Below are 23,138 nucleotides of genomic sequence, written 5' to 3'. Positions count from 1 at the left end.
ATGGCATGGATGGCATGGACAACACCGACCGCGATCTTCTTTGTTGTGATCGCAACTTTGCTTGTGATTTTTACGATCCTTGCAATCAAATTTCCGGAAACGCCGCGTGTTGGCGTTCTTCGGATCGAAACGACCCGTGGTGACCGTTTATTCATCACGCTCTTGGGATCAGCCTTTCTGAATTTGATTTGGCTCGGCCTTGAGATTGGACCGCAGCCCTATGCGCTGCTGGTCTGCCTGATCTACGCTGGCGCGGTTTTTCGCTGGGTCTGATCAGTCGATACGCTGTGCGGCAAAAAAACTGCCGCACGGCCACAAAAATGAAAAGTTCTACTATCGGGAGGAGATAAGATAATGAACTTACCTTTGAAATCAACCACAGCGATGGCGCTGACCTTTGCGGTACTGGGCAATGTTGCCCATGCTGACATGGCTGCTGCGATCGACTTTCTAGACGGCACAATCGAACGCTCAGCCCTTAGCCGTGCGGACCAAGAAGCAGAAATGCAGTGGTTTATCGATGCGGCCCAGCCCTATGCAGGCATGGACATCCGTGTGGTTTCTGAAACCATCGCGACGCATGAATTTGAAGCCAACGTATTGGCCCCTGCATTCACCGCAATCACGGGCATTCAGATCACTCACGATCTGATAGGCGAAGGCGATGTTGTGGAAAAACTGCAAACGCAAATGCAGTCTGGTCAGAACATCTATGATGCCTACGTGAACGACAGTGACCTGATCGGTACGCACTGGCGTTACCAACAGGCGCGTAACCTAAGCGACTGGATGTCTGGTGAAGGCGCCGCCGTCACAAGCCCAACACTAGACCTTGCTGACTTTATCGGTTTGGACTTTACGACTGGGCCCGATGGTAAGCTTTACCAACTGCCAACACAGCAGTTCGCGAACCTGTACTGGTTCCGCTACGACATGTTCACCGATGAAAAGAACATGGCAGATTTCGCAGCTGAATACGGCTATGACCTTGGCGTGCCTGTGAACTGGTCCGCATATGAAGACATCGCTGCCTTCTTTACCAACCGCGACCTAAGCCACATGGGCATCGACACTGAAATCTATGGTCACATGGATTACGGCAAAAAAGACCCGTCACTCGGCTGGCGCTTTACTGATGCGTGGATGTCCATGGCTGGTATGGGCGACAAAGGCGAACCAAACGGTCTGCCTGTCGATGAATGGGGTGTGCGCGTTAATGACAACAGCCAACCTGTCGGATCATGCGTGGCACGTGGCGGCGCGACGAACTCTCCTGCTGCTGTTTACGCCATCGAAAGCTATGTGGATTGGCTGACCAACTATGCCCCACCTGCTGCAGCTGGCATGACGTTCTCTGAATCGGGGCCAATTCCGGCACAGGGTAGCATCGCCCAGCAAATGTTCTGGTACACCGCATTCACCGCCGACATGGTTGGCGAAGGTGCTGCGGCCGTTCTGGACGAAGACGGCATGCCATTGTGGCGCATGGCCCCAAGCCCACACGGCGCATATTGGGAAGACGGCATGAAAGTCGGCTATCAGGATGCAGGGTCTTGGACGTTGATGGAATCTACACCGTTGGATCGCGCACAAGCTGCTTGGCTATACGCGCAGTTCGTGACTTCGATGACGGTTGACGTTGAAAAGTCGCACGCTGGTCTGACGTTTATCCGTGAATCCACAATCAACCACGAAAGCTTTACCGAGCGCGCACCGCGTCTGGGTGGTTTGGTTGAATTCTACCGTTCACCAGCGCGGGTTCAGTGGTCGCCAACAGGCACCAACATCCCTGACTACCCAAAGCTGGCGCAACTGTGGTGGCAGAACATCGGGGATGCATCCTCTGGTGCGAAATCCGCCCAAGAAGCGCTGGACAGCCTATGCGCGGAACAAGAACGCGTTCTGGAACGGCTTGAGCGCGCAGGCGTTCAGGGTGATCTAGGCCCACTCATGAACGACGAAATGGAAGCGGAATACTGGCTAAGCCAGCCGGGTTCGCCAAAGGCAGCCTTGGAAAGCACCGACGAAGAACCGATCACGGTTTCTTATGACGAGCTGATCCAGTCTTGGCAGTAAACTGAACTCCCGTCGCGGGCGGCCTCTCTGCCCGTGACACCATTGGCGCGACGACGGTTTTAACCGCCGTCGCGCTTTTCCATCACGCATAAATAGGGATAGGATAGTCACATGACACATATCCTTGCCATTGATCAGGGCACCACATCTTCACGCACGATCGTATTTGATCGCGACATGAAAATCGTAGCCTCTGCACAAGAAGAATTCGAACAACATTTTCCTGATTCCGGTTGGGTCGAACACGCGCCAGATGATCTTTGGTCGACGGTTGCGGGAACCGCCCGTTCGGCGATTGAACGCGCTGGGTTACGCCCCGAAGACATTGCCGCAATAGGCATTACGAACCAGCGCGAAACCACAGTCGTTTGGAATAAACACACAGGCCAGGCGGTTCACAATGCCATCGTTTGGCAGGACCGTCGCACAGCCGCATTCTGTCGCGAACTGACTGCAGCGGGCCATGCCGATATGATCACTGCCCGCACGGGGCTACTATTGGATCCGTATTTTTCAGCGACCAAGCTGAAATGGATTTTAGACAACACCCCCGGTGCCCGCGAAAGCGCGCGCAACGGCGATCTGCTGTTCGGCACGGTCGATAGCTATCTTATCTGGAAGATGACCGGGGGTGCATCGCACGTCACTGACGCAACCAACGCGGCCCGAACGATGCTGTACGACATCCACAAAGGACGTTGGAGCACGACGATCTGCGACCTTTTAGATATCCCACGCAATATGCTGCCCGAGGTCAAAGACTGCGCCGCTGATTTTGGCACCACACGCCCTGACCTGTTTGGAAGGGCAGTACCAATCACCGGCGTTGCTGGCGATCAACAGGCAGCGACCGTTGGGCAAGCCTGCTTTGAACCCGGCATGTTGAAATCCACCTATGGTACGGGGTGTTTTGCACTGTTGAACACGGGCGATACTCCGGTCGCATCGCAAAACCGGCTGCTGACCACGATCGCCTATCAGCTAGATGGCAAACCGACCTACGCGCTCGAAGGATCAATCTTTGTTGCGGGTGCGGTCGTGCAATGGCTGCGCGATGGGCTAAAGATTATCCGGGATGCGGCTGAGACCCAGCCGCTTGCCCAAACTGCGGATGATAGTCAAGACGTGATACTTGTACCAGCCTTTACAGGCCTTGGTGCGCCCTATTGGGACCCCGAATGTCGCGGTGCGATTTATGGGCTGACGCGCAACACTGGCCCTGCCGAACTGGCCCGCGCCGCGCTTGAAAGCGTGGGCTATCAGACCCGCGATCTTATCGAAGCGATGCATGCCGATTGGCAAGGCGAAGGCGTCCAACCGACCCTGCGCGTTGACGGCGGGATGAGCGCATCTGATTGGGCGATGCAGTTCCTTGCTGATATTATCGGTGCGTCCGTGGACCGACCAGAGGTGTTGGAAACCACCGCGCTGGGGGCTGCATGGCTTGCCGGACAGCATGTTGGTTTGTATCCGGCAAAGACCGAGTTCGCAGAGCGCTGGCGTTGCGAACGCACGTTTGAAGCGGCAATGCCTGATGCCCAACGCACCAGACGCTATGACGCGTGGAAAAAAGCGGTGACCGCCACAATGTCGGTCACCAGCTAACAAAAAGGGCGGCAAGGTCTACACCTGCCGCCCTTTTCTATTCTGATGCATTCGCGCCTTAAGCTGCGTCACGCTTTGGGTTTTTGCCCATGATGATCATCGACAGGATATCGTCTTCGGTCACGTCTTCGACGCGTTCGTTACCGATCATCTGACCGTTTTTCATGACAGACACACGGTCACACAGTTCCATCATTTCACGTGTATCGTGACTGATTAGAAAGATGCCCAAGCCTTGGGCTTTTAGTTCTTTGATCAGATCAGCAACCATCGCAGTTTCATGGACACCCAACGCAGCGGTTGGTTCATCCATGATCAAAATGCGCGCATTGAAATACACCGCACGGGCAATCGCAACTGACTGGCGTTGACCGCCTGAAAGTGACCGAACAGGCTCAGAGAAACGCTGAAAGTTGGGGTTCAAACGCGCCATGATCTTGCGCGATTCAGCTTCCATCTTTGCATCGTCAACTAACCCCAAAGGCGTTGTGATTTCACGACCTAAGAATAGGTTTGACGCGGCATCAAGGTTATCCGCCAGCGCAAGCGTCTGAAAGATCGTTTCGATGTTTTGCGCACGTGCATCACGCGGATTGTTGATCTCGACCTTTTTGCCATCGACAAAAATCTCGCCCTCGTCGGCCTTATAGGCACCAGCTAGGATTTTGATCAGCGTCGACTTACCCGCACCATTGTGGCCCAACAGACCAACAACTTCGCCAGGCATCAGGCTAATTGATACGTTATCAACCGCCTTGATACCGCCGAAACGGATAGAGATGTTCTTCATTTCAAGAAGTGGCGTAGTCATTATACGTCTCCCGTTTTGCGACGATATACGATGTCAATCCAGACGGCGAAGACCAGAACTGCACCAACAACGATGTTTTGCAGCGGGCTATCGACACCGACCATACCCATGCCAGATGTCAACGACTGCATGATCATCGCACCCAAGATAGCACCGTAAATCGTACCAGCGCCACCGGCCAAGGCCGTACCACCGATAACGGCAGCCGCGATGACACGCAGTTCGTCCAGCGTACCGATATCGGTCGTGTGCGACTGCAAACGCGCCTGCGCAACGATTGCCGATAGGCCACACAGGAAGCCCATGATTGCGAAAATCTTAACCGTCAGGAGCCGAGTATTGATCCCGGACAATTCTGCGGCATCTGGGTTACCACCCGTAGCAAAGATGTAACGGCCAAGGCGCGTTTTCTTGGCGACAACGGTCATAACAACGGCAACGACAATCAAGATCATAACCGAAATCGGCAGACCGTGTCCTTGCGTAAAACCTTCGGGCATCACTTCGCCGCGTGCCTCGAAAATGCGACGCATTTTGCCTTTGGGAATGTTGTACGCGTTCAACGTCGCCACAAATCCCAAGATCGCAACAACGAATACACCGGCAATTGTGCCATCCGCCCAAAGTGGCTTGGTTGGGAAACCATGTTCGGTCCGGTTACGGCGCGCTTTGTAAACGCTCCATACAGCGGCAAGTGACGCCACAATACCGACAATCCAGCTCCAGAATTCACCCAGCGTACCTTCGGCGCCACCAAGCAGATTAAAGGTGGGGTCCAGCGGCGCAATTGTTTGGCCTTCAGTCAAGAACCAGCCTGAATACCGCCAAACCATAAAGCCACCCAGCGTGACGATAAATGCGGGGATCTTTTGGTATCCAACCAACACGCCATTAAACGCACCGATCAAAGTACCAATCAGCAAGCCTGAGATAACAGCAAGCGGGGCAATCCACGGCGACCCAAGTTCAAAACCAAAGTAACCTGGCAACCAACGCGCTTGCATCATCGCGATGACAGCAGAACAAATCGCGAGCAATGCACCAACAGATAGGTCAATGTTACGGGTCACAATGACGAAAACCATGCCCGTCGCCATGATCGCAACTGATACGGTCTGCACGGTTAGGTTAAAAATATTCCGAGGCGTCAGAAAGTTCCCCCCGGTTGCGATGCTAAAGCCGATCGCGATCGCGATTAAGGCCCCAATCATACCAAGCAAACGTGCATCAAGCTCGAGGCTTTGGAAAATGTTTCGTTTCGTCTGGGCCGGGGTAGATCCAGAAGGTTGGGTGCTATCAGTCATATGCTGTCCCGCGTTTTCGATTTTTAAGGTGTTAGAGCGGATGCGCCGCCCCGATATACATCGGAGCGGCGCGCTCAACTCACAGATTAACTGCGATTAGTTACAAGGTGCCGGGCCGTTTTCGACGCCTTGGCACAGTGCTTCTTGTGTGATCCAACCCGCGTCAACGACGACTGACAGGTTGTCAGCTGTTACCGGAACTGGCGACAAGAATACTGCGTTCATGTCGTTGCCGCCCGGTGTTGTGAATGTCACAGCGCCATCAACATCAGCAGGTGCAGTACCGCCCGCAAGCGCGACAGCGATTTCACCAGCTGCTTTACCCAGTTCACGTGCATCTTTCCAGACGGACACAGTTTGTGTACCCGCAGCAACGCGGTTCAGCGCAGCGTGGTCACCATCTTGACCAGAGACAGGAATACCCTGCATCCCCTGCGCTGTCAGCGCAGCAACCGCACCACCAGCAGTACCGTCGTTAGACGCGACAACAGCATCAACGTTGTTGTCTTGCGCTGTCAGGATTTGCTCCATGTTGCGCTGTGCGTTCGCAGGCTGCCAACCATCAGTGTACGCTTCACCAACGATAGTGATCGCGCCAGAATCGATTGCGGCTTGCAGTACTTCTTGCTGACCGCCGCGCAGAAAGTCTGCGTTTGGATCAGTCGGCGACCCTTTGATCATCACGTAGTTACCTGTCGGCTGAACAGCCAAGACAGCAGCAGCTTGCAGGCGACCAACTTCGATGTTGTCGAAAGTCAGGTAAAACGCACGGTCATCTTCGATCAGACGGTCGTAGGCAACGACAGGGATGTCTTCGTCAACAGCAGCCTGAACCGCAGGAATAACAGCCTGAGTATCTTGGCCAAGAACGATCAGCGCATCAACGCCCTGTGCAATCAGGTTTTCGATGTCTGTCAGTTGTTTCGCAGCAGATGACTGTGCATCAGCTGAAACATATTCAGCGCCGGCAGCTTCCAAAGCCGCTTTGATAGCACCTTCGTCTGTCTTCCAACGCTCTTCTTGGAAGTTGGACCAGCTCACGCCAACGGTCATTGAGTGACCTTCTGCAAACGTCATAGTTGCCGGCATTGCCGCAGCCATCGCTGCAGCGATAATAACATATTTGTTCATTTGATATCCTCCCAGAACTCGGCCTTCGAGGGCCGTAACATGCGGAAATATGGCTAGCGCTAACAGTTTTGTCAAACTGATAAAGAGCGTTGTAATCATTGAAAAATATTTATATCAACTTACGCTGCCCTATCGAAGCCAGGGGGCATTTGCATCGTATCAGCGGTGACTGCAAGAGGGAAAAACAATGTCTGTAAATAATACATTTCGCGCAATCCCCCCCCGCATCAAGCAGCTACTTATGGAAAGACAAGATGCGATCACACGCCTAACATCCTGCGATTTTTGCAAGCTGATCATAGCGTTAACCTTTGCAGTGGCAACACAGGCAGCTCATGCGCAACCTCGCTTTGTCAACCGTGACTATAGCCTTAAGCCCGAACATATCTATGCTGGTGGCTGGGAGCATTTCGTAGGTGGCGGCGTCGCCATTTTTGACTGCAATAACGATTCTCTTCCCGAGGTCTTCGCGGCGGGTGGCGCGAACCCCGCGCAACTTTTTATTAACACCTCAAAGGCTGACATCGCCTTTACCTCCGGCAATATTGAACCGATTCTCGCCGTGACGGGTGCATATCCAATCGATATAGACAGCGACGGCATTGTTGACCTTATGGTACTGCGTAACGGACCCAACGTACTTTTGCGGGGGCAAGGTGACTGTCAATTCAGCGATGCAACTGACACATTCAACCTCCCCAAAGATAACCGTTGGTCCACAGCCTTTTCAGCCACATGGGAAGACAATCAGACGCTACCGACACTGGCCATTGGCAACTATGTTGATGCAAAAGACCCCGACGGGCCGTTTGGAACCTGCGACACGAATTGGCTCTTGCGCCCCGAAGGCGATCACTATGGCGCAACTACCGCGCTTACCCCCGGCTTTTGCCCGCTTTCGATGTTGTTTTCAGACTGGCAACGTTCTGGTAATCCAATGCTGCGGATATCGAACGACCGCCAGTATTATGTTCGTGACGGATACGAACAGATGTGGGCACTCGACCCGCTGCGCGAGTTTGGTAAAGATGACGGCTGGCCGGTGCAGCGTATCTGGGGCATGGGCATCGCAAGCCGTGATGTATCCGGCAATGGTAAGCCCGATGTCATGCTCACCTCAATGGGTGATCAGGTGCTGATGTTCAACGACGGCCAGCAATTCGCTCCTGTCCCTTATGCGACAGGAACCTACGCGCAACGCCCATTTACTGGCGACGACGGGCGCCCATCAACTGGTTGGCATGCCGAATTCGCTGACATCAACAATGACGGTTTGGCAGATTTATTCATCGCCAAAGGCAATGTCGATCAGATGCCGGGCCTAGCAATGCTAGATCCTAACAACTTGCTGATGCAAAACCCTGATGGCACGTTCACCGAGACCGCCGGTATCGCAGGTATTGGCACGACCGAACGGTCCCGCGGAGCCGGACTGGCCGATTTGAACGCAGACGGACTACTGGATATCGTCGTCGTCAACCGCCGCGCACCATTGGAAATTTGGCAAAACACGAGCGTTGATACCGGCCACTGGATCGCCATAGACCCACGTCAAACTGATACAAACACCTTCGCAATCGGAGCCTTCGTCGAGCTCCGCACAGCAGACGGAACACAAACCATCGAACGCACAGTCGGCGGCGGACATGTCAGCGGCAGCCTCCTCCCCCTGCACTTCGGGATTGGCGCGCATGAAACTGCAGAGGTCAGGGTGATCTGGCCAGATGGGACAATCAGCGCGTGGGAGACGATTAGCGCGGATCGGATGATCCAAAAAATCCGACGCTAAACAATGTTCAACTGTTGCTGTGTGGGCTTAGTCGAATCTGACTATCAGCCCTAAAGCACAACATGGGGAAGGGGTTTTGACACCATCTCATATGTCGTTTCTCTAATTCTCACGCTCACAAAATGTGAGCAAAAAGGAATTAGTGCAGTTCTTCCGGTAAGATAGTATACCAATCACTTGGGTCCGGATTATCAACTGGGATTTCTTCACTGAGAAGTAGTTTACCTGCGAAATTCCTTATTTTTGCCCACATTGGTTCAGTTTTAAGCTCAGAATTCTTCCAGTTCTTTGGGGTCCCATCATCTATTCTAGATCGTAGCAATTTATCGATTTCAATCACCTCCTCAGGAAACCCAAGAAGCAACGTGTAACTTCCACCTGTTTCCATTTCTGTGAAAGCAGTCATCCACGATTGAATAATCGCAAGTGGTATGTCGTCGATATTCCACCGACCATCATTAATTAATGTTTCAGCGGGCTGAGCCATTAATTGAAGAACAAAAACTTGATAGTGTTTCAAATTGTTTTTACTCACCGAGGGTCTTGCCAATTACCAACATTGATAAATGCTCCTCGCTAGCATTAAAAAACACAAGTTTTTTTCCGACGGTTTACAGACAGGTTTGGCGCTTGCTAATCGGGGTATCCCCCCTCTTAGCGACCGCCTAAGGGGAGCGCCGATTTGAACAAAAAAGGGCGCTCCAAACGGAACGCCCCATCTATCAATCAATCGTCTAGAACAAACGTGATTTTCAGAACGACACGGTATTCTTGGATTTCACCGTCTAAGACCGTGACCTTCTGATCTGCAACCCATGCACCAGTAATGCCCTTCAGCGTTTTTGACGCGCGCTTAACGCCGTTTTCGACTGCATCATCAAATGACTTTGATGAGCTTGAGATGACTTCTGTGACCTTAGCAATAGACATAACTTTACCTCTTAGATGTTTGGCCTCTGAGTGAAAACACTCTAAACTACTCAACCGTGGCGACAAGTTCTAACAAGGTCGGTCCCAAATCTCGGACGATTAATGCCACTCCGCGCGGGTTTGGGTGCAGCCCATCTGCCTGAAGCAAAGCACCCAGTTGCGATGGATCACTTGCCTGCGCGCGCATTCCGCTCAGCATGTCAGGGTACAACGGAACGTCGTATTTTTCCGCGAGTTCGACATAGTTCCGCTCAAACGCCGTTTCATAGTCGGGTCCGTAATTCGCCCCAACATCCAGCCCGACCAAAAGCATGCGAACACCTGCGGCCTGCCCTGCGGCCAAGATCGCATCTAGGTTATCGCGGCTTACCTGTGGGTCGATCCCCCGTAGATAGTCGTTGCCACCAAGTGCAATGATCATCGCATCAACATCCGGGGTCAGTGTCCAATCGACCCTGCTACGCCCGCCTGCCGTTGTGTCGCCGGACACACCCGCGTTAATCAAACGCACGTCGGCCCCTTGTTCATTCAGCCAAGCTTGCATTTGAGCCACAAACCCATCGCTTTGTTGCAGCCCATAACCCGCCGTCAGACTGTCACCCAATGCAGCAATCGTGACAGTTTCGGCCTGAACAGAACCAGTTGTTAGTAAAACCGCGATAGTAAGGTTGCGCAGCCACCGTGACGCACCATATCCATTAGACCAGATTTGACCAAAGGCCGCCTGCATGACCGATCCTGTTCTATCCATTTCCGACACTAATCTTTCACTTGATGGGAATGCGGGGCGCGTCGATATTCTGCACGACATATCACTTGATGTCGGGGTTGGGGAAACATTGGGCCTTGTTGGGCCAAGTGGGTCGGGCAAGTCGTCACTCCTTATGCTTATGGGCGGGCTGGAACAGGCTACGTCTGGCAGCATCGTGGCGCTTGGCCAAGAGCTAACGACGATGAACGAAGACCAGCTTGCGCGCTTTCGCAGGGACAATATGGGGGTGGTGTTCCAATCTTTCCACCTGATCCCGACGATGACGGCGCTAGAAAACGTCGCTACACCACTGGAACTGGCCGGTGCGGCGGATGCCTTTGGACGGGCAGAGGCCGAATTGCAGGCGGTGGGGCTTGGCGACCGGATCAATCATTATCCCAGCCAAATGTCGGGCGGTGAACAACAGCGCGTCGCGCTTGCCCGCGCATCAGCCCCACGCCCTCGGATTTTGCTGGCTGACGAACCTACTGGCAATCTTGACGAAACGAATGGTCAGGCGATTATGAGTCTGCTGTTTGATCTGCGCGACAAACACGGCGCCACGCTGATCATGGTAACCCATGCACCAGAATTGGCCGCGCGTTGTGACCGCGTTGTACGGTTGCGTGACGGTCGGATCGAAACTCAAGCACAGGCCGCAGAATGAGCATCCGGATCGCATCGCGCTTTGCCATGCGCGAACTGCGCGGTGGCCTGCGTGGTTTTCGTGTTTTTCTGGGCTGCCTTGCGCTGGGTGTGGCTGCAATTGCTGCCGTTGGCACCGTGCGTGCCGGGATCGAGGCCGGACTAAAACGCGACGGCGCGGCCCTTTTGGGGGGCGATGCCGAGGTCGAGTTCACCTATCGCTTTGCCCGAGATACAGAGCTGGAGTGGCTGAACAGCATCGCTGATCACATCTCGGAAACCGTTGATTTCAGGTCGATGGCCGTTGTGGGGGATGAACGCGGGCTTACCCAAATTCGCGCGGTTGATGACCTATATCCACTGATTGGGTCGGTCACCCTAGACCCGCCAATGCCCTTAGCAGACGCACTGGCCGATTATGGCGGCGTGATGGAGCGTGTTCTTGCGGACCGTCTTGGCCTGAAACCCGGTGATGGATTTCGGTTGGGCACACAAGATTTCACGCTTCGCGCCTTTCTGGACCGTTACCCCGACAATGCGGCTGGTGGCTTTGGCCTAGGGCCGCGCACAATCGTTCTAACAGACGCTTTGTCGAATTCTGGGCTGCTGAACGAAGGTACGTTGTTTTCCACCAATTACCGGCTGGATCTGCCTGATGGGGCCAATCTGCCCGCATTGCGCCGTGATGCTATGCGCCAATTTCGCGACGTTGGATTACGCTGGCGCGATAGTCGGCGGGGCGCCGGTGGCACGGCACAATTTGTAAATAGGATTGGCGCGTTTCTGATCCTTGTTGGCTTGTCCGGGTTGGCGGTTGGCGGCGTGGGCGTTTCCGCCGCAGTAAGGGCTTACCTCGCAGGTAAGACAAACGTTATCGCGACGCTAAAAACACTGGGTGCAACTAGGGCGACCATCTTTCAGACCTACTTTATCCAGATCGGCGTACTCGCGCTGTTTGGTATCTGTATTGGCTTAGTCTTGGGCGCGGGTCTGCCAGTATTGTTCGCGCCAGTGATCGAGGCACGCCTGCCCATCCCTGCAGTTTTCAAAGTCTATTCACAGCCGTTAATCGAGGCAGCCGTTTACGGTGTTCTTGCCGCGCTGATCTTTACACTATGGCCACTTGCCAAGACCGAAGACATCCGCGCAGCGACCCTGTTCCGCGATGCCTTAGGCAGTGCCAGAACGCTGCCGCCACGAAAGTACCTAAGCACATTAACTGCATTGGTCATCGTACTCGTCGCGGCTGCGGTCAAGTTTTCTGGAACAGCGTTCCTTACACTGTGGACGGCAGGAGGCATCGCAGGGTCGCTGTTTATCCTTGTAATCGCGGCGATCATAATCCGCTGGGTTGCACGACGGCTGCGCACAACGGCAAGAGGCCGCCCTGCCCTACGGTTGGCGCTTGGCTCCATTGGCGCACAAGGTGGCGAGGCCACTTCGGTGGTTCTTTCGCTTGGGCTTGGGCTAACCGTCCTTGCCTCGGTTGGGCAGATCGACGGGAATTTGCAGCAATCGTTCACAGACGAATTGCCTGCCGTGGCCCCAAGCTATTTCTTTGTCGATATTCAACCGGATCAAATCGACGGATTTAACGCGCGGCTGGATGGTGACCCAGCCGTCAATAAAGTTGAAACCGCCCCAATGCTGCGCGGCGTGATCACGCAGATCAACGGCCAATCGGCCCAAAGAGCAGCTGGCGGGCATTGGGTCGTTCAAGGGGATCGCGGCATCACCTACGCCGATGGCCAACCAACCGGGACTGAGGTCACCGCAGGTGAATGGTGGGCCGAAGGCTATGACGGCCCGCCCCAAATCAGCTTTTCCCAAGAAGAAGCAGCCGAGATGGGGTTGGAACTGGGCGACACGATGACCGTGAACGTGTTGGGCCGCGACATCACCGGAACGATCACCAGCTTTCGCAATGTCACATGGGAAGACGCCGGAATTGGGTTTGTCCTTGCGCTAAATCAGGCCGCACTGGCAGGTGCGCCGCATAGCTGGATCGCGACGGTCTATGCAGAAGAACAGGCCGAGGCTGCAATCCTTCGCGACCTCGCCACGGCCTATCCTAACATCACAGCAATCCGCATACGTGACGCAATTGACCAAGTCATAGAACTGATCGGCGGGATCGCGGCCGCAACGCGATATGGCGCTTTGATCACGCTGATTACCGGGTTCTTGGTACTTATCGGCGCAGCCGCAGCCGGAGAACGTGCCCGCACATTTGAGGCCGCAGTGCTAAAGACGCTTGGCGCATCGCGTCGGCGCATTCTGATCAGTTTCGCGCTGCGATCCGCCCTGCTGGGGTTTGCCGCAGGGATCGTCGCATTGGGCGCTGGCATTCTAGGCGGATGGGCGGTCATGACCTACATCATGGAAGCAAGCTTTAGCGTCATCTGGCCGAATGCATTTCTCATTATCATCGGTGGAATTCTTGCGTCTACGCTGGCGGGCCTTGGCTTTGCTTGGCGATCACTGGCCGCGAAACCTGCCCAAATCTTACGAGCACGCGAATGAACGATCCAGCATTCTTTGGTTACGGTAGCCTCGTGAATCTATCCACGCATGATTACCAAGAACCACGCCCGGCAGTTTTATCCGGGTGGCGGAGGGTCTGGCAAAGCACGACGACACGTGAAGTGGCCTATTTATCCGTCATCCCTGACGATCAAAGTGAAATCGCAGGTGTTGTTGCTCGTGTACCCAATGCGGATTGGGCCGCGCTTGATGAACGCGAAGCGGCGTATCGGCGACATGATGTAACGGAGCAAACCAAACACAACGGCCTGCAAACTGCGACCGCAGTGTACCAAGTTAATAAAACGCTTCATGCCGCGCCGTCGGTCTCGCATCCGATCTTGCTAACCTATTTGGATGTTGTGGTGCAGGGATATCTACAAATGTTCGGCACCGCTGGTGTTGCCGCATTTTTCGAAACTACTGATGGCTGGGGGCCAGTTTTGGATGACCGAAGCGCACCGCGCTATGCGCGTCACCAAAAACTAAACAAGGGCGAAACCGCCCTTGTTGATCGTCATCTACGAAACGTGACCCGGGCTTAGCCCAGCGTCGGTTTAACCTGCAAAAGCGGCATAACGTCTGCCATCTCTGGTCCGCGTTCTAGCCCGGTGACCGCCTTGCGCAACGGCATGAAAAGACCGCGACCTTTGCGACCAGTTTCGGTTTTCACAAGGTTCGTCCAATTTCCCCAAGTCTCGCTCGTGTAAGGTGGGTTGTCCAACAGATAGAACGCCTGAGAGATGAATTCACGATCCTCATCATCGACAAGCGGCGTCGCACCATCGCGGAATAGGTCCCACCAACCAGCGACTTCACCAAGTGTATTGATGTTGTCACGAACGACTTTCCAGAATGGCTCGGCCAATTCGTCCGGTACGCCAGCTGCGCTGATCGTGTCGGCAACAGCTTCATGAGAAAGTGTTGCAAGGTGGCGTGCAGTCAGCGGGCCAAGGTCAGCAGCATCAAATTTTGTCGGTGCAGATCCAAACTTGGAAATATCAAACCCGGCGATCACTTCGTCGATATTCGCGCGCAATTCCACAGGATCAGATGATCCAAGACGTGCCATCAGCGACAAAACGGCCTCGGCTGCGATACCAGATTCACGCAAATCACGCAGCGCCAATGTGCCAAGACGTTTCGAAAGCGCCTCGCCTTGGGGGCCGGTCAGCAGCGAATGGTGTGCAAAGCGTGGCGGGGTGCCGCCCAGCGCTTGCATGATCTGAATTTGCGTTGCCGTGTTGGTCACGTGATCTGACCCACGCACAACATCGGTGATTTCCATTTCGACATCATCAACGACCGACGCCAGAGTATACAGAATTTGGCCACCGTTTTTGAACAGCACAGGATCGCTCACGGATGACGCATCAATAGAGATGTCACCGATAATCCCGTCGTTCCATTCGATCCGTTCCAGATCCAGCTTAAAGCGCCAATGCGAACCGCGTTCAGCGCGCAGCGCGTCTTTTTCAGCTTCTGTCAGCGACAGTGCTGCGCGGTCATAAACCGGCGGCTTGCCCATGTTCAGCTGCTTCTTGCGCTTAAGGTCCAGTTCAACTGGTGTTTCAAAGCATTCGTACAAACGGCCCATCTCGATTAGGCGCTGTTTGGCGATCTCGTAACGGTCCATTCGCAGTGACTGGCGCTCAACCCGATCCCACTTGATACCCAGCCATGTAAGATCGGCTTTGATACCTTCGACGTATTCCTCTTTGGAACGCTCGCCGTCGGTGTCGTCAATACGTAGTACAAACTGACCACCATTCTGACGTGCGATCGCATAGTTGAATAGCGCAGCGCGCAAGTTACCGATGTGTATCCATCCAGTTGGCGATGGGGCGAATCTCGTGACTGTCATAACGCATTCTCCTGTTGGCACGCCCTTCTCATACTAGGTGCGGTTTGTCTACCGTTGGGGCAGTTTCGCCAAGGTTTGGCACAGGTAAACGCCACACCAAAAGTGCCAGCAAGAAGAAAACCGTCGTCGAAAACATGATCGCAAGCGAGAACCCGTGCGTGTAAACCGCTGCCGGATCCAACGCACCGGGCAATTCCCGCTGCACCGTGGCAAAGAACAACTCGCCCATGACGGCCAGCCCAAGCGCGCCGCCAACTTGGACAAATGCCTGCATCGCACCTGAGGCAGACCCAGTATCCTGGCCGTCGACATGCGATAAAACTGTCTGAAATAGCGGCGAAACTGCTGTCCCCAGACCAATACCCGCAATAATCAGCGCAGGCGTCAGTGCGATGCGCGACAGCTCCTCGCCCGCGCCTGGGATCAAAAACTGAAGTGCGGTCATCCCGCCGCCCATCATCAAGGCTCCGGCGCAAACGCGTTCGCGGGGAAAGCGCACGCCAAGTTTACCCGAGATAAACGACGCAATCAGCACCCCAACAGAGAACGGAAGCGTGGTGATCCCAGATTCGAGAGGGGTCAGCCCGTTCCCCACCTGCAGCAACATTGCCAATGTCAAAAAGAACCCCGGCATCCCTGAAAACAACATCGTCGCAAGGCCAACACTTCGGACAAAGCCGGAATTCTCAAGCAAGCTCGCGGGGACCAATTGTGGGCGACCATTCGCAGCTTGGGTCTTTTGCCACGTCACAAAAGCATAGATGAGCGGTAGTGATGCGACCATCATAGCCCAACACCACCATGGCCAACCGACCTGACGCCCTTCGATCAAAGGAAAAAGGACAAGTAGCAGCGCCACAGCTGCAATCCCGATACCGATAAAATCAAGCCGCAGCGCCTTATTTCCTTCTAAGGACGGCACAAACCTTAGGGTCGCGACAATCGCAATGATCCCGACAGGGATATTCACTAGGAAAATGGGACGCCAATCAAGGCCCCACAGATCGACAGCAATCAACATCCCGCCAATCAGTGGCCCCGCAACCGACGCCAACCCAGCAGACAAGCCAAACAACGCAAAAGCCAGCCCGCGTTCACGTGGCGGAAATAGTGCCGGGACAATGGCCATCGTTTGCGGGATCATCATCGCCCCACCGATGCCTTGAATGACACGCGCCCCAACTAAGGTCCCGATGCTAGGTGCCATCCCACATAGCGTCGATCCAACCGTGAACACGCATACCCCTGACAAAAACATGCGCCGCCGTCCAACAACATCGCCAAGCCGCCCCATCGGCAACAAAAGCAAGGCAAAGGTTAGAATATAGACAGCAACGACCCATTCGATCTGACTATCGGTCGCATCAAATGCGTGTTGCATACTGGGAAGGGCGACGTTGACGATGCTCACGTCTAGAAGGTTGATAAAGTTGGCCATCAACAAAGCAGCCATCGCGACCCAACGGCCAGGAAGCAATGCGGGTTCGTCTGGTGCAGTCATTTGGGAATACCTAAGGCTAAATGAAAATCGGCGCTGCAGTGCAGCGCCACGGCTAAGACTTAATCCTTCAACACGTTATGTCTACGGCAAAATAGGCGTGTTCACTCGGCCGTGATGGGCCAACGTCTGCCTAAATCATCAATCCCCGCTTGGATAAGTTCGGCAAGCACGTCGATATCAATATCCGACAGTTTATTGATATACAGGCATGACTTGCCCAATTTGTGTTTACCCAAACGCCCTAAGATTACGCTAAAATCTGTGTATCCCGGCATGATATAGATAACCAAATTTGCTTTGCGCGGGCTAAATCCCGTGGCCAAAAAATTGCCTTCGCGGCCGCTGTCGTAAGTATAGTGATATTGCCCATACCCAATAATTGAGGGGCCCCACATCCGAGGCGGCCAGCCAGTGATTTTTTGGAATAATGCATCCAACGCAACCGCATCGTCGCGTTTGCGATGTGGCTCAACCGTTGTAATGAACTCTGAAACCACCTGAGCAGTGGGTTGGGTTTTGTTGTCGGCCATGCCGCAACTTAACCCAAACCCTGCAATTTGTCATTTATTGTCACGCCACCGGTTCACAATCGGATAACGACGATCAAGCCAGAACGCCCGGCTTGACAGTCTCGGACCAGGTGCCGACTGGAAACGCTTGTATTCGCTTATGTAGATCAGATGCTCTACTCGTTTGACGGTGTCGCGATCATAGCCAGCGGCGACGCAATCCGCGACGGACGCTTCATCATCGACCAGCATCGTTAGGATACCATCCAGAATGTCGTAAGGCGGCAAGCTGTCTTCGTCCTTTTGATCAGGACGCAGTTCAGCCGATGGCGGCTTGTCGATGATCGCAACGGGAATCACTTCTCCCTCTGGGCCTTTCATCCAATCGCGGTGGTTTGCGTTCCGCCAGCGGCATGTTTCAAAGACGCGCGTTTTATACATGTCTTTGATCGGGTTATATCCGCCCGCCATATCGCCATAGATCGTGGCGTAACCAACTGCGACTTCGGATTTATTGCCCGTCGTCAAAAGCATCTCGCCAAACTTGTTTGACTGCGCCATCAGCAGCAGCCCACGAATACGGGACTGAATATTTTCTTCGGTCAGATCGGAAGGCATGTCGCCAAACAATGGGGCCAAGGCCTCGGTCACTGCGGCGCGCGGGCCCGCGATATTGACGATATCATATTTCACGCCCAGCGCATCCGCCGCCTTCGCCGCATCGTCCAACGACCCTTGCGATGTATATTCAGACGGAAGCATCACACAGCGCACGTTTTCAGCTCCCAGCGCATCGGTCGCAATCGCGGCAACAATCGCACTGTCAATTCCGCCTGATAGGCCTAACAGAACCTTCTTGAAACCAGTCTTGCGCATATAATCACGCAAACCGATAACCATCACCTGATAATCTTGGGCGATGTCGTCGGGCAACGTCGCCATTTCACCCGGTAACGCTTCCCACCCGTCATCAGTCTGTTTGAAATCGACATGAGAAATCGCGCTTTGTAAAACAGGCATTTGCATGGCCAGCTTACCACCTCGGTTCAAAACGAACGATCCGCCGTCAAACACCTGATCATCCTGTCCACCAACCATGTTGATGTAGACCAGTGGAACGTCATTTTCGACGACACGCGCGACCATATTATTTAAGCGGATTGGGAACTTATTGCGAAAGTAAGGTGACCCATTGGGGACCACCAAAATTTCCGCCCCGGTTTCAACCATGGCCTCGGCGACATCAGGATACCATGCATCTTCGCAAATCGGGCTACCAAGACGCGGACCATCCGAAACCACATAGGGGCCAGAAATATCATCACTCTTAAACAGGCGCACTTCGTCGAAGACATTAAAGTTCGGCAGGAAATGTTTCTTCATCCGCGCCACGACTTCGCCGCCACGTAAAATAAAGTAGCAATTGTATAGACGATCTTCGTCAAACTGCGGGCCACCAATCGCAAGCGCCGGGCCATCGGCGCAATCAGCAGCAAGCAACATGATATGCGCCATGGCATCGGCAACAAACGCAGGCTTTTGAACCAAGTCTTGCGTCTGATATCCAGTGATGAACATTTCAGGCAATGCGACCATGTCTGCACCTGCTTCACGGCCGGCCGCCCATGCATCACGCGCAAGCTGCGCATTGCCGGACAGATCACCAACGGCGGGATTCAGCTGAGCCATCGTAAGGCGGAACATTTTCGTCATAGTTTTGTCCTAATTCACCGCAATTTATGTAGCAGAATGACGCGTATTAGAAAGACGGCTGCAAAACAATGCATGCATTGTGCAACCTTAACCGTTGTCAGGATGCAGCACCTTTCATAAGCTGCAGTGCGAGCAAGTGATCGGAGTACACGAATGAAGACGTTTGGATTACCAAAGACAATGGCGGTGGCCCTGCTTACGGTTGGGTTGGCGACTAGCGCACATGCGCAAACAGTCCAAACAAAGCAATATGACGACGGCGGCGTCTACGAAGGTGAATTCCTTGATGGAAAGCAGCACGGTACCGGGACTTACCGTCTTCCTACGGGCTATGAATACACGGGCGAATGGGTCAATGGCGAAATCCGCGGCCAAGGGATTGCACGCTTTGCAAATGGATCCGTCTATGAGGGCGAATTCGTTGCAGGCAAGCCAGAAGGCAAAGGTCGAATCACATTTGCAGATGGCGGGACATTCGAAGGTGACTGGGTCGATGGAAACATCACCGGCCAAGGGGTTTCAAATTACGCAAACGGCCTGACCTACGAAGGCGAATTCCGCAACGCGATGTACCACGGCACTGGCACAATGACGAGCGAAAGCGGCTATGTGTACACAGGCGAGTGGGTCAATGGCATCAAAGAAGGCCAAGGGCGAATCACTTATCCTGATGGCGCCGTGTACGAAGGCTCGCTTGTCGCGGGCGAACGTGATGGCATCGGTACAATGACTATGGCGGATGGCGTTATCTACAGCGGTGAATGGGTGGATGGCCAAATTCAGGGCCAAGGCAAGTTGACCCAAACAAATGGTGATGTCTACGACGCCAACTTCGTCGAAAGCAAACGCGAAGGTGAAGGCACCGTTACTTACGCAAATGGCGACGTTTACACAGGTATGTTTGCAAACGATCAACGTCACGGAACGGGAACCCTGCGCGGCGCGGATGGTTATGTTTATGTAGGTGACTGGGTCGAAGGCCAAATCGAAGGTAGCGGCGAAGCTACCTACCCCGACGGTTCAGTCTATGTCGGCAGCTTTGTCGATGATCTCGCGCATGGCACGGGTATAATGACATACCCAGACGGATCGACCTACGAAGGTGACTGGGACAACGGTGTAATCAGCGGCTCGGGCGTTGCGACATTCATCAATGGTCTGGTTTACGAAGGCGAATTCCTGAATGCTAAAAACCATGGCCAAGGCAAAATGACGTATACCGATGGCTACACCTACGAAGGGCAATGGTCCGAAGGTCAGCGCAATGGCATGGGGCGCGCGGTCTATGCTGACGGCACCATTTACATCGGTGAATTTTCAAACAACCAGCGCAATGGCAAAGGCGAGATCACTCTTCCGGATGGCTTTAACTTTGTTGGCGACTGGAGCGAAGGCATGATCAATGGTCAAGGTCTTGCAACCTATGCCAACGGCGACGTCTATGAAGGTGCATTTGTGCGCGGTCGCCGCGAAGGAGAAGGCACGATGACCTATGCAACAGGCCAAGAAAGCACTGGCATTTGGTCGGACGGCGCGTTGGTTTCTGAAACAACCGAATAAAACGGCGAAAACCATGACAAAGCCGCGCCCTTGATAATCAAAGGCGCGGCTTTGTCGTTTCGCTATACTGGTTCTTGTGCATCTAAGCGCGATAGCCAGTCTGCAGCATCTGACAATATTGTCGTCTGTTTTTCGTCGTCAAAGCGATCCCACACACGATAGATATTCCCCATTCGCCCATTACCAGAAAACCGGTCGCGATGGCGGTGCAGAAAGTCCCAGTACAAAATATTGAACGGGCAGGCTGTTGGCCCAGCCTTGTCTTGAACGCGGTAACTGCACGTTCCGCAATAGTTCGACATCTTGTGAATGTAATTCCCAGACGAAACATATGGCTTTGACGCGATAATCCCGCCATCAGCAAATTGGCTCATCCCGATGACGTTCGGTGCTTCAACCCACTCAAAGGCATCAGCATAGACCGCCAAATACCATTGGTGAACCTGTTCGGGGTCCAATCCGGCCAACAACGCGAAATTCCCGATAACCATAAGGCGTTGAATATGATGCGCATAAGCTTCTTCGCGGGTCTGGGCCACGGATTGCGCGACGCAGTTCATCTTGGTCTGCGCGCCCCAAAACATCGCGGGCAAAGACCGATCATGACCCAATGCATTCCGCGACGTGTAATCTGGCCCCTCTAAGAAATAGATGCCGCGCATATATTCACGCCAGCCAATGATTTGCCGTATGAATCCCTCTGCCGCGTTCAAAGGGGCATCGCCCGCACGATATGCGGCCTCAACTTTCTGACAAACTGTAATCGGGTCTAACAAGCCGATATTCATATAAAGCCCGACCACCGCATGATACAAAAATGGTTCATCCAAGAGCATCGCATCTTGGTAATCGCCGAAATGCGGCAGCCCAAACTTAAGCCAATGATCCAGATGTTCATTTGCCTGTGCAATGTCTGTCGCAAACCAGAATGGGTGGAGCGATCCAAAATTTTCACCAAACTGATCGGCAACTAATGCGATAACTTCGGCAACCACTGTGTCATGTTCAAACTGCACCGGGCCGGAATAGTGAACAGCACCGGTCGCAGGTTTGCGGTTTTCGTGATCATAGTTCCACCTCCCGCCCTCTGGCTTTGCTCCATCCATCAACAGCCCCGTTTTGCGCCGCATCTCGCGATAGAAATACTCCATCCGCAAGGCCTTGCGTCCATCGGCCCATGTTTCAAATTCAGCGTGGCTTGCCACAAACCGATCATCAGACAGGCAATGGGTCCGCAACGGCAACGCGACCAGTGCGTTGATTAACCGCCATTCCCCGGGCTCTGTGTAAACAACGCCCGCGGCATCATACTCTGCCGCGCGTCGGATAAGCTCGCCTGTGATTGACCCTGTGTTCTCTGGATCATCCAGCTGACTATATGCGACCTGCCATCCGTCTTGCCGCAGCTGTTCCGCAAATTTACGCATAGCGGCCAAAACAAGCACGATCTTTTTGGGGTGGTGCGGAACATAGGTCGCTTCGCCCATGACCTCTGACATGACGACAATATCGGTTTTTTTGTCTGCTTTGCGTAACGCGGATAACTGCTGCGATAGTTGATCACCAAGCACAAGAACAAGCCTCACCACGGCACCTCATCACCAGAATAATCATAGAACCCACCAGTCTGCTGTGGCGAGAGCCCATCAATCACATGCATCAAATCTGAAGCGGCACTGGTCGCTGCAACTGTTTTATGTCGCGCCGCATAGTTTTCGGTAAATGCCGTACGCACAGTTCCCGGATGAAGCGCGACACAAATTGTTTCTGGGTGCGTCCGCTTTAGCTCAATGGCGGCACCCCGAACGATTTGGTTCAGCGCGGCCTTGGATGCACGATAAGAATGCCATCCACCAATCTGATTATCACCAATTGACCCAACGCGCGCGGACAACACGGCAACGACCGCACGCGTATCGCGCTGTAACAACCGTGGCAAATGACGCGCAACAATCGCAGGACCAACCGCATTTACAGCAAACACACGCGCCATGGCAGAATAATCTATCGCCGAAAGGCTTTTCTCGGGCGTTTGGCCAGGCGGTGCCAGTATTCCCAACGCAACAATGATAAGATCGTAACGGTCAGTGACCTGTTCTAACATTGCATCTGCGCGATCAGGCTGTTCCACGTCAAATCCGTCTACAGATCGCGACAGGGCTGTGACCGACACTCCGCGCGCTTCTAACGCAGCTGCAAGCGCCCCACCAATACCGCCCGAGGCACCAATTATTAAAGCATTTTCCATGGCGATGATTTAGCGCGACCAAACGTTTCGACCAGTATTCGCTGATGACTTCGTTGCAATCTGGCTTTTTTGCTTTTCAACGTTGAAATCCCGCGTATAAATACCGCCATGTTCAATGCCCAACATATCGCAAACCCGCAGCGCCTTCCGGCGCCGTTTGCGCGTGGCCTTGACCTAC

20 protein-coding genes are annotated in these 23,138 nt (G+C 53.8%); 8 read left to right on the top strand and 12 right to left on the bottom strand.

Features of this window, described 5'->3' with window-relative positions; all coding sequences use genetic code 11:
* The 3 genes from CYQ09_RS11555 to glpK all read left to right on the top strand — a co-directional run bounded on the left by CYQ09_RS11555 (window position 1) and on the right by glpK (window position 3,681).
* Window positions 1-273, top strand: coding sequence for a DUF2160 domain-containing protein (locus CYQ09_RS11555; protein ID WP_106745574.1), 273 nt, complete (start codon window positions 1-3; stop codon window positions 271-273).
* Window positions 274-354: 81 nt separating this feature from the next.
* Entirely contained in the window at window positions 355-2,076 is a 1,722-nt protein-coding gene (locus CYQ09_RS11550; RefSeq protein WP_106745573.1) for an ABC transporter substrate-binding protein, read from the top strand.
* Between the two features lie 111 nt (window positions 2,077-2,187).
* Window positions 2,188-3,681, top strand: a complete 1,494-nt coding sequence (gene glpK, locus CYQ09_RS11545; protein WP_106745572.1) for a glycerol kinase GlpK — start codon at window positions 2,188-2,190, stop codon at window positions 3,679-3,681.
* A 58-nt stretch (window positions 3,682-3,739) separates the two neighbouring features.
* Here the strand turns inward: glpK and CYQ09_RS11540 are convergent, their stop codons facing one another.
* The 3 genes from CYQ09_RS11540 to xylF all read right to left on the bottom strand — a co-directional run bounded on the left by CYQ09_RS11540 (window position 3,740) and on the right by xylF (window position 6,897).
* Window positions 3,740-4,492, bottom strand: a complete 753-nt coding sequence (locus CYQ09_RS11540; protein ID WP_106358064.1) for an ATP-binding cassette domain-containing protein — start codon at window positions 4,490-4,492, stop codon at window positions 3,740-3,742.
* Complete coding sequence (locus CYQ09_RS11535) at window positions 4,492-5,796, bottom strand: sugar ABC transporter permease (protein WP_106358063.1); 1,305 nt, start codon at window positions 5,794-5,796, stop codon at window positions 4,492-4,494. The genes CYQ09_RS11540 and CYQ09_RS11535 overlap by 1 nt, the downstream gene beginning before the upstream one ends.
* A gap of 96 nt (window positions 5,797-5,892) precedes the next feature.
* Entirely contained in the window at window positions 5,893-6,897 is a 1,005-nt protein-coding gene (gene xylF / locus CYQ09_RS11530) for a D-xylose ABC transporter substrate-binding protein (RefSeq protein ID WP_239495949.1), read from the bottom strand.
* Between the two features lie 217 nt (window positions 6,898-7,114).
* On the opposite strand from xylF, the gene CYQ09_RS11525 reads away from it, so the two are divergent.
* Window positions 7,115-8,716 carry a CRTAC1 family protein gene (locus CYQ09_RS11525; protein WP_239495925.1) on the top strand — a complete coding sequence of 534 codons (1,602 nt, stop codon included), beginning with the start codon at window positions 7,115-7,117 and terminating at the stop codon, window positions 8,714-8,716.
* A 139-nt stretch (window positions 8,717-8,855) separates the two neighbouring features.
* On the opposite strand, the gene CYQ09_RS11520 is transcribed toward CYQ09_RS11525, so the two are convergent.
* The 3 genes from CYQ09_RS11520 to CYQ09_RS11510 form a co-directional block, all read right to left on the bottom strand.
* The gene (locus tag CYQ09_RS11520) at window positions 8,856-9,251 is read right to left on the bottom strand and encodes a hypothetical protein (RefSeq protein WP_162617660.1); all 396 of its coding nucleotides are present in this window, start codon (window positions 9,249-9,251) and stop codon (window positions 8,856-8,858) included.
* A gap of 191 nt (window positions 9,252-9,442) precedes the next feature.
* The gene (locus tag CYQ09_RS11515) at window positions 9,443-9,646 is read right to left on the bottom strand and encodes a dodecin family protein (RefSeq protein WP_106745569.1); all 204 of its coding nucleotides are present in this window, start codon (window positions 9,644-9,646) and stop codon (window positions 9,443-9,445) included.
* Window positions 9,647-9,692: 46 nt separating this feature from the next.
* Window positions 9,693-10,397: an arylesterase gene (locus CYQ09_RS11510; protein ID WP_239495924.1), complete on the bottom strand. Its 705-nt coding sequence runs from the start codon at window positions 10,395-10,397 to the stop codon at window positions 9,693-9,695.
* On the opposite strand from CYQ09_RS11510, the gene CYQ09_RS11505 reads away from it, so the two are divergent.
* From CYQ09_RS11505 to CYQ09_RS11495, 3 genes are read left to right on the top strand one after another with little or no spacing between them, the layout of a single operon-like run.
* Window positions 10,375-11,064, top strand: a complete 690-nt coding sequence (locus CYQ09_RS11505) for an ABC transporter ATP-binding protein (RefSeq protein WP_106745567.1) — start codon at window positions 10,375-10,377, stop codon at window positions 11,062-11,064. The genes CYQ09_RS11510 and CYQ09_RS11505 overlap by 23 nt on opposite strands.
* Complete coding sequence (locus tag CYQ09_RS11500; protein WP_106745566.1) at window positions 11,061-13,565, top strand: ABC transporter permease; 2,505 nt, start codon at window positions 11,061-11,063, stop codon at window positions 13,563-13,565. The genes CYQ09_RS11505 and CYQ09_RS11500 overlap by 4 nt, the downstream gene beginning before the upstream one ends.
* Window positions 13,562-14,110, top strand: a complete 549-nt coding sequence (locus CYQ09_RS11495) for a gamma-glutamylcyclotransferase family protein (RefSeq protein ID WP_106745565.1) — start codon at window positions 13,562-13,564, stop codon at window positions 14,108-14,110. The genes CYQ09_RS11500 and CYQ09_RS11495 overlap by 4 nt, the downstream gene beginning before the upstream one ends.
* Here CYQ09_RS11495 and gltX read toward each other — a convergent pair.
* From gltX to CYQ09_RS11475, 4 genes are all read right to left on the bottom strand, one after another.
* Window positions 14,107-15,429, bottom strand: a complete 1,323-nt coding sequence (gltX, locus tag CYQ09_RS11490; protein ID WP_106745564.1) for a glutamate--tRNA ligase — start codon at window positions 15,427-15,429, stop codon at window positions 14,107-14,109. The two genes, CYQ09_RS11495 and gltX, sit on opposite strands and share 4 nt — an antisense overlap.
* Window positions 15,430-15,457: 28 nt before the next feature.
* On the bottom strand, window positions 15,458-16,930 hold the full coding sequence (locus CYQ09_RS11485; RefSeq protein ID WP_106745563.1) for an MFS transporter: 1,473 nt from the start codon (window positions 16,928-16,930) through the stop codon (window positions 15,458-15,460).
* Between the two features lie 101 nt (window positions 16,931-17,031).
* Window positions 17,032-17,460, bottom strand: coding sequence for a DUF1801 domain-containing protein (locus CYQ09_RS11480; protein WP_106745562.1), 429 nt, complete (start codon window positions 17,458-17,460; stop codon window positions 17,032-17,034).
* A 30-nt stretch (window positions 17,461-17,490) separates the two neighbouring features.
* Entirely contained in the window at window positions 17,491-19,152 is a 1,662-nt protein-coding gene (locus CYQ09_RS11475; protein ID WP_106745561.1) for an NAD+ synthase, read from the bottom strand.
* A gap of 180 nt (window positions 19,153-19,332) precedes the next feature.
* Here CYQ09_RS11475 and CYQ09_RS11470 point away from each other — a divergent pair, with 180 nt between their 5' ends.
* Window positions 19,333-20,712 (top strand): MORN repeat-containing protein, encoded by a 1,380-nt coding sequence (locus CYQ09_RS11470; protein ID WP_106745560.1) that lies wholly within the window; start codon window positions 19,333-19,335, stop codon window positions 20,710-20,712.
* A gap of 62 nt (window positions 20,713-20,774) precedes the next feature.
* Here CYQ09_RS11470 and CYQ09_RS11465 read toward each other — a convergent pair whose 3' ends face one another.
* Both CYQ09_RS11465 and CYQ09_RS11460 read right to left on the bottom strand, forming a co-directional pair.
* Window positions 20,775-22,298 (bottom strand): cryptochrome/photolyase family protein, encoded by a 1,524-nt coding sequence (locus CYQ09_RS11465; RefSeq protein ID WP_106745559.1) that lies wholly within the window; start codon window positions 22,296-22,298, stop codon window positions 20,775-20,777.
* Window positions 22,295-22,960 carry an SDR family NAD(P)-dependent oxidoreductase gene (locus CYQ09_RS11460; protein ID WP_106745558.1) on the bottom strand — a complete coding sequence of 222 codons (666 nt, stop codon included), beginning with the start codon at window positions 22,958-22,960 and terminating at the stop codon, window positions 22,295-22,297. Before CYQ09_RS11460 ends, CYQ09_RS11465 begins: the two co-directional genes overlap by 4 nt.
* Window positions 22,961-23,138 lie beyond the last annotated feature (178 nt).

The sequence above is a fragment of the Yoonia maritima genome (assembly GCF_002933395.1).
GTDB classification, from domain to species: Bacteria; Pseudomonadota; Alphaproteobacteria; order Rhodobacterales; family Rhodobacteraceae; genus Yoonia; species Yoonia maritima_A.
This window is presented reverse-complemented; position numbering and strand designations above follow the sequence as displayed.